This is a genomic window from Photorhabdus kleinii, from assembly GCF_025384885.1.
Classification (GTDB): Bacteria; Pseudomonadota; Gammaproteobacteria; order Enterobacterales; family Enterobacteriaceae; genus Photorhabdus; species Photorhabdus kayaii.
Genome location: NZ_JAJAFY010000013.1, coordinates 19,008 through 26,753, shown reverse-complemented (window position 1 = coordinate 26,753; position 7,746 = coordinate 19,008). Strand labels below are relative to the sequence as shown.

Below are 7,746 nucleotides of genomic sequence, written 5' to 3'. Positions count from 1 at the left end.
AACTATCGTTCCTGGTTGTCGGCCGTTTTCGTGACAAAAGCGCTACTGGGAACACGTGTCACTCTGTTCTAGCGGGGTGAAATCAATCAGAATGATAGTACGGACTCCAACGCTGGAGTTTTCATCGCAAGTTACGGGATTGATGTAATGACAAATCGCTGCATCGTCGATGATGTAGCTATCAAGGGGATCATTAAGGGTAAAGCGAGTTATCTTATGAGCAGGGACTTCTTCAAGCTGGCAATTTGCATAAAAAGGCGGCGCGATATGCGTTGCACCGCCTTCGACATTGTAACGTTCAATCAAATGTACAGCGGTGAACGGCTGACCATCACGATGGAAACAGTTAGGCGTAATTTTTGCCGGTTTACCAGGTAGTGCTTGCATTCGGATCAAATGTACACCACACAGCAAACGGGAATAATGCTCTGCCATGCCGGTTAGACTCAGATCGTGCCAAATGAGTTTATTAAGCAGCCCTTTATTCAGTATTTCATCAGGCATGCGCAGGAATTTACGTACCACGCCACCAAATTCAGGTTGATATTCACTTCCCTGATGATAATCAATCTCTATACTACCATCTGGCTGCTGATGACCTGTTTTCCAATCAATAGTTTCTGTTTCACGGCTCCACACTCCTTCACAATAACTGCGGTGACGACCATCTTCACCAAATCGATCTAACGGCAGTGACTTAGATAATTCACACAGAGAGATAAGATCGATTTTTTCACTGTCAGAAAGGTCAAGATCGGTGGCATTGAAAGTGGCAAACCCTTGTTGATGCAAGCTGTTGCGGATATGTGCGGTAGTAAGACGGTAACTATCTGGTGCGTTAATAAATATATTCCAGCCCATTGTAATATCTCTTTATTAGGGTGAACTACGATGACATCGTATTAAATTAATTACGATATCTTAGGAAAAACCAGTTAATACTAATTAACTTAAAAGATTATTTAGTTATATTTAATGATTTAAAAAAACACCTATAAATAAGAATATCTCGATTTCGCATAGTAAGTACAACAACATTGCCATGCTTTTTGTCGATCTACAAAATCAATCAATCAATTTCTGACAAGTCAGATAGTAAAGAATATTGCTAGATAAATGAGAGAGATAGTTTTAAATCAATAGGCCATTAGACAAATCTACTATAGTATAACAACCGTTTTTTGAGTGAATTAATCACCTCAATAGCATTGCCTTTCTTGCTGGGTGAAACAATAGCGTCCTCCGACAATACTTTGACATCCATCTTTCCTTTATCATCCCTGGCTAGCAGCGCATAAGGATTAGTAAAGTCAATTTTTTTATCTAAATTCTTCACTGATCATTTCATGACTCGAAAATCCTAACTCATTATTAAATATCATTATTTTAACCCTTTTTTAATGGGTGAAGCGCCTTTGCTGTAACTTCCGCCAATCATATAAACAGCCTAACAATAAAAATATTTTCATTAAAATTTAATTAGAAAATAGATCGCAGAATATACAATGTCAACTTGGGTTTTTATTTTTTATTTGTCAAAAAAAATTTACATATAAAGGGGTGTTAGAATATTATATTATTTTTAATTGATTTTAAATCTGGTATATCATCAACTCAAGAAATTAATGGACTATCTAGTGCCAGTTTAGCTAGTAAAGGCTTGTCAGTAATAAAATTCTGCCATTTATATTTTTTGAATATAAATAGATTGCCAATTTTTCAAATATCCATCAATTCTTACTATCTTCGGAAGAAAACGTGGATTTAATTTTTCATGCTAATCTTTTATTAATACGATCTTTGTCTGATTATTCCTTGTAGGAACGGCACTATACTCATTAAATTCTATCTTCCATTTATCTGTTTTACGGATTTTAGTATTAATACTGGTACTCAACATGGATTAAAATAGATCTTTAAACCATATGAATAATTGGGGAATTATAATAAAATTGGGGTAATGGTACTGAACGTGGTGTGTTTAATGGTAACTAATATGCTTTAAAAGTACTTATAATATAATTATTAATTTTTTCAATAAGTTAATTTAATAGGAGATATATTTCTACGTTATTTGTTTTTATTTTTTTTAGATTAAATATAATGCTAAAATACATAATCAAGGTGAAGAATGTAATATATTATTGATGTGTCTTTATCTCTCAGGGATAAACTTTTGATAGAACCAGTCGTGGACCAACTCAAGAAATATTTCTCAGATAGAGCATTTAAGACACTGTAATCAGATCGGTTTTTTATTGGAAATCGTCGCTGGACTAATTGCTTATACATTCCAACCTAAAAAACCGAGCTTGAGTTTACGGGATTGTGATATCGCTATTTTTAAACGAAACCGAGATTAATTAAACCAAAGTGCCGGATAAAAAACAGCACGTTGTCAATGATCTGAAGAAAGTCCGCTCTGCGGACTTTCTTCCTTAAAGGTGGAAAGCTATGCGCTTACCTGTTGGAAGAGTCACCTCAAGGCTCAATTCACCGCCCAATGCTTTCACATAGCGCTTAAGTGTTGATAGCCTTGGATCATTGTCAGCTTGTTCCATCCGAGCAACGGAAGGCTGTTTAACCCCTATAACAGCGGCCAATTCTGTTTGTGAAATTTTTAACTCATCACGCAGTTGGCTAAGGGCGATCTGGATACTGGCTTCTTCGACCCGTTCCGCGACTCGTGCCTGCATTTCAGGACTTTCTTTAGCCAACAGTTCTCTGTAAGTAGCCATGATTATTTTTCCAGTTTCGCAAGATGTTTTATGAACCCAACCGTAGTGGATAGTTGGAGACATTGCTCGTCTTGGTCCTGCACACCCATTAGTTTGCAATTAGAAGAAATATTTAAATCTGGCGCGTGCGCCGTAGCGTCGGTCATTATTACTGTTGGCAATTTTGTTGTTGGCATTTGCTTCCAGCATAGAGACGTAGGCGCCAAGATAGAGATTAAAGTTTTTCATATTCATAATATTAGGAATCTGATATGACATATGGATGGTATTTATATCGTATTTACCCGGCTCATTGAATGGGTGATTAATATATGCGGTTGTATCGTCAGTATTGAACGTTTTGATATTGTTATGGGCATAGATATAACCCAGTTCGAAACGATGCCACATCACATTAATTCCGGTAGTGAAATTATGTTCATCTGAGGCATCCAGATAGGCGGTATTCAGATTAGCAATAATGCCATCATCAGGATCGGCCTCCAGACCGTTCCAATTTAATGTCATGCCGTAACCATTGCGTCTGGATTGATCGACCCATTGCCCTTGATTATTCTGGTAGCCATAGGCGTTATTGACGACATTACTCTCCATCGCCATGGCTGCACTAAACTGATCTTTTTTCCAGGCTGCTACCGGGCGCAAATAAGCGACATTTTTTTTATTTTCCAATGTATTACCGTGGTAGATGTTATCTCGGAATAGCGAAGTGCCATCTTCGAGTAGAGTATTGAGTTCGAAATACCAGTTGCCAGCGTATTTGCTCAGCATCAAGTTGCCCCCGCTGTTACTGCGGCCACGTCCTTCTTTCATCATGTAGATATAGCCGAAACCATCGGCATACAAATCATTGGCGGTATTACCAGAATACTGAATAAAAGTATCTTGGTTGAGTGGGAACATATCGTAAGCTTCAAAACGCCCGATTTTTACCTGCCAGTTTTTCTCATTGCCGAAGAAAAAAGCGGCGTCGTCGAGATTCATTTTGCCAGTCATGTCTGCTAATGGTTGCACTCTAAAGCCGGCAAAGTTGTTGTTTTGATCACGGCGGTAACCGTCCAGCCCGATCAAAATGCGGCCATTAACATTCCAACGCTCTTTGTCGCCAGGTTTCCAGTCTTTATTATCGCTGGTTTTAAGTGAAGTAAGCTGACCGGTTCGGCTGGCGCTATCGAGATTGAATTCTACATCGCCGTACAATTTTAGATCGCCAAAATCATTCAATTTCAAGTTGCTGGTTGATGAAGCACTGTTTTCCAGCGGAGTGGTGCTTTGTGCTATTTGTATGGTCTGTTGTTTGGTTTCGATAGCGCGCTGTTCTAGTTGCTGTGCGCGTTGCTCGGCGGCAGTGGCTCGTGCTTCTGCTTGGGCAGCTCGCTGTTCTGCTTGTTGCAGTCGCTGCTCCAGTGCATCCAGGCGTGCCTCGATGCTATTGGTGGGTGAAGCAAGGGCAGAGGCTGAAAATATTAATCCTGGTATGACAATCAGATAGTGAAGGTTTTTCATGATATGCTATCCTTTTGGGATATGAGTTATTATATCGTAGTTAAATTATCAAGCTGGTTTTTGGGCTAAAAGATAATTGAGTTGATTAGCAGATCGCAATCAACTCTACTAACCAGATAAAGCTATTGTGATCGAATACTCAAATTCGGCATGAAAGATAAGTAACGGTGGAATGGATTTCCACCACCGAGTGGTCAAGGTTGCGTTTTCAAGATCAACAGGAATGATTGGCATGGTACGAAAGTGCTGGAATTGTTTGTCAATGTTAAACAAAGGGGGCTGTCAAAGTTGTTGTTATTTGAAATGAGAAAGAGTATCTGAAGTAGAAATAATTGCATGAATTAATCATTTTTCGAAGTGTGAAAATGATACATTTGATTCTATTATTTATAGAGATAAATTCATTAAAATCAATCTGTTGGGAATTATATTTTATCTTATCATTTTTTAAATTTACTATTTGAATGATTGGTAATATATTCAAAAGGTTATGAAATATATTTTTATATGTTGATATCCTACTGATTGCATTATAATATCAGCGCTGTTTGGGATGATAACTTCATAATAATCATATAGTTAAATTTTTTGCTACCCTTTTTGTGATCATTCCCGCATTACTACAGTTTTTTTTATGATAAAACATAAGAGATAATAAGCTAAATTTTTATAAAATATCAGGATTGATGCTGGATGATGTCGTCAATTCAGCTTTATCTATTGTTTGATATGAGGAGGTCATTATTGATATTCATCACAAAACATAATGAATTCTAATGTGAGCATAAAGGCTCAAGTTCGATTGATATAATACGTGTTATTATTGAGGCTATGTCTTGGTTAAACATAAAAATACCTAATGAAAAGCTTGTCGAAAAAATCTGATTATCAAAATAATTTAGCAAAGTAATGAATTATTCCTATGTCTTATCATTGCAGAGCTCAAAGATATAGGTAAGAACCTATTTTTTAATTGTATTGTGATTATATTGTATTGTAATCATGGAAATGCCGGTGCTTGTTGGCCCTACTCTTAACGAATGGCGGTTGTTCATCGGTTGGAGTTTTTTAAATGGTGTCACATTATGTTCAGGACAATGATAAAAATTTAGGGAATACCATGACGACCGAAACCATTTCTGGTTATGGAGATAATTTTTCCCCCCATGTTAGGTGTATATACCCAATGGATTTCAAGATGCATCGCGACGGCAAGGGAGCGAATCCCCGGGAGCATAGCGAACTATGTGACCGGGGTGAGTGAGTGCAGCCAACAAAGAGGCAACTTGAAAGATGACGGGTATAAACGTAATTAAAAATTGTGACCGTATATCTCTGTCTTTTGCAATTCGTGTAGGCAATAGCCCTACATTCACTTCTTATATCGGGATCTATAGTCTCTCAAGTAATCATGAACGGGACTACCCCGTATTCGCTTTTTTATCAAGCATTAAGCGCAATAACGACAACTACCACGTTAACTATTTGTGAGGAAAAAGAGAGTGATAGACGTACAGATCAATGAAGTACCTCTTAAGGAACACAGCCCTTCAATTAATGATTGTTTGGATGAGCAAAAGTTACTTTATGACATGCTGCTGTCACGGGAATTTGATAATCGTAGTGCGATAGTCACACGACAAGGTCGAGCTTGGTTCCATGTGTCGGCTGCTGGACATGAAGGGTTGGCTGTGTTGCCTCAGCTTATGGAAAAGAATGATGTACTGGTTCCTTACTATCGTGATCGGGCATTAGTATTAGCGCGTGGTATGTCTATTGTTGAAATGACAAGGGAACTTATGGGTAAGGCCACTTCTCACTCGGCCGGCCGAACCATGTCGAATCATTTCTGCTCCAAAGAGCATAATATCTTCTCGGTAGTCAGCTTGACCGGAACCCAATGTATTCCCGCGGCTGGAGCCGCCTGGGCAAGCGTGTTGGACAATAAAAATGGGCTTGTCGTGTGTGGTGTCGGCGATGCGGCGACTCGGCAGGGAGAATTTTATGAAGCGGTCAGCTTTGCAGTTGAAAGGCGTTTGCCGGTAGTCTTTGTGGTTTCCGATAATAAATTGGGTATTAGTACCTCAACGGAGAAGATGGCTCCGTATCGGTTGGGAATATTTAACGAGTGTTTGATTCGCCGTGTTGATGCCCGCAAACCGGAAACTTTGTTTCCTGTTGCACAGGAGGTATTCAATAAGGCGAGATTTGAGCGGACTCCCTGCATATTGGTTTGTCGTATGGATCGGTTAGATTCTCATTCCAATTCAGATTCTCACAAACTGTACCGTACCCCGGATGAACTGGAGGTACTACAGGATCCTATTGAAAATTATGTCGCTTATTTAAAGGAAAAAGGAGCGATTACCGAGCAAGCTCTGGCTGAACAAAAAGAGCGCATTAAAGCGGATGTCGCGGAAATATTTGAGCGTGTTTACCACGAAGAAGAGCCGGATCCTGCAAGTGTCAGTACCTATTTATGCAATCGTGAAGGAACGCCTACCGTACATGTTGAGATGGAAGCCGAAGAGACACAGGTCAAAGCGGTAAATCAGGTTTTGGACGAGGCATTGAGTCAGCATCCGAATGTGCTGCTATTTGGTGAGGATATTGAAGATCCTAAAGGTGGTGTTTTTGGTTTCACCCGTGGCTTATCCACTCGCTATCCTGATCGTGTTATTAATGCTCCCCTTTCAGAAGCCACAATTATTGGTTCGTCTGTTGGATTGTCCGCCTGTGGTTGGCGTCCGATTGTTGAACTGCAATTTATTGACTTTGTTGGGCTAGGTCTCAATCAGTTACAGTCACAACTTGGCACTTTAAGTTGGAGAACGGTAGGAAAATGGCGCTGTCCGGTAGTGATATATGCTCCTTATGGCGCTTATCTCCCTGGCGGCGGTATATGGCACAGCCAAAGCTCGGACGGTATCCTGGCGCATATTCCCGGTATTAACGTTCTTGTTCCAACGACACCGGCTGATACCGTCGCATTGTTCCGTACCGCGTTAAGTCTGGATATGCCGAGTCTGATCCTGATCCCTAAACACCTTATGAGAGAGCGCCATGAGCGTCGGTTGGTGAGTCCGGTGTCGCTTGGGCAGGCAAATATCGTCAGGGCAGGAAAAGATATTACACTGGTTGCTTGGGGAAATACGATTCAACTTGCGACTATGGCAGCTCTTCAGGCGGAAAAAGACAATATTGACATTGAAGTGATTGAATTACGTAGTCTGGTACCTTGGGATAAACAACGGATTGCGGAATCTTTACGCAAAACCGGGCGGCTTATCGTTGTACAGGAGGATACCCGGACGGCCAGTGTTGGTGCATCCATTATTGCTGATATTTTGGATGAGAATGACAATTTCTTCTCTTTATTGGCACCTCCGCGCTTGGTGACGCGTGAAGATATTCATATTCCTTTTAATCCTTGTTTAGAGAAAGCTGTTTTACCCGGCACGGATGACATTTTGGCCTCCGTCTATGCGGTAATGAGCTAAGG

The 7,746-nt window shown here is 40.0% G+C and carries 4 protein-coding genes and 1 pseudogene; 2 read left to right on the top strand and 3 right to left on the bottom strand.

The genetic code is table 11. The features are described from left to right. Positions 1-42 precede the first annotated feature (42 nt). Positions 43-861: a 2OG-Fe dioxygenase family protein gene (locus tag LG003_RS08980; protein WP_112877906.1), complete on the bottom strand. Its 819-nt coding sequence runs from the start codon at positions 859-861 to the stop codon at positions 43-45. A gap of 1,300 nt (positions 862-2,161) precedes the next feature. Here LG003_RS08980 and LG003_RS23625 point away from each other — a divergent pair. Beyond that, positions 2,162-2,363: pseudogene (locus LG003_RS23625) on the top strand (transposase); the annotation flags it as partial. A gap of 75 nt (positions 2,364-2,438) precedes the next feature. Here the strand turns inward: LG003_RS23625 and LG003_RS08975 are convergent. After that, positions 2,439-2,738 carry a helix-turn-helix domain-containing protein gene (locus LG003_RS08975; RefSeq protein ID WP_112877908.1) on the bottom strand — a complete coding sequence of 100 codons (300 nt, stop codon included), beginning with the start codon at positions 2,736-2,738 and terminating at the stop codon, positions 2,439-2,441. A 99-nt stretch (positions 2,739-2,837) separates the two neighbouring features. Continuing rightward, a complete protein-coding gene (locus LG003_RS08970) occupies positions 2,838-4,244 on the bottom strand; it encodes a carbohydrate porin (RefSeq protein ID WP_262980565.1) in 1,407 nt (468 codons plus the stop codon). A gap of 1,502 nt (positions 4,245-5,746) precedes the next feature. Here LG003_RS08970 and LG003_RS08965 point away from each other — a divergent pair. After that, positions 5,747-7,744: a dehydrogenase E1 component subunit alpha/beta gene (locus LG003_RS08965; protein WP_228900291.1), complete on the top strand. Its 1,998-nt coding sequence runs from the start codon at positions 5,747-5,749 to the stop codon at positions 7,742-7,744. The last annotated feature ends 2 nt before the right edge of the window (positions 7,745-7,746 follow it).

Bases quoted from the DNA above. Each gene is read 5' to 3' on its own strand.
- LG003_RS08975 (WP_112877908.1), bottom strand. From the start codon at position 2,738: ATGGCTACTTACAGAGAACTGTTGGCTAAAGAAAGTCCTGAAATGCAG.
- LG003_RS08970 (WP_262980565.1), bottom strand. From the start codon at position 4,244: ATGAAAAACCTTCACTATCTGATTGTCATACCAGGATTAATATTTTCA.
- LG003_RS08980 (WP_112877906.1), bottom strand. From the start codon at position 861: ATGGGCTGGAATATATTTATTAACGCACCAGATAGTTACCGTCTTACT.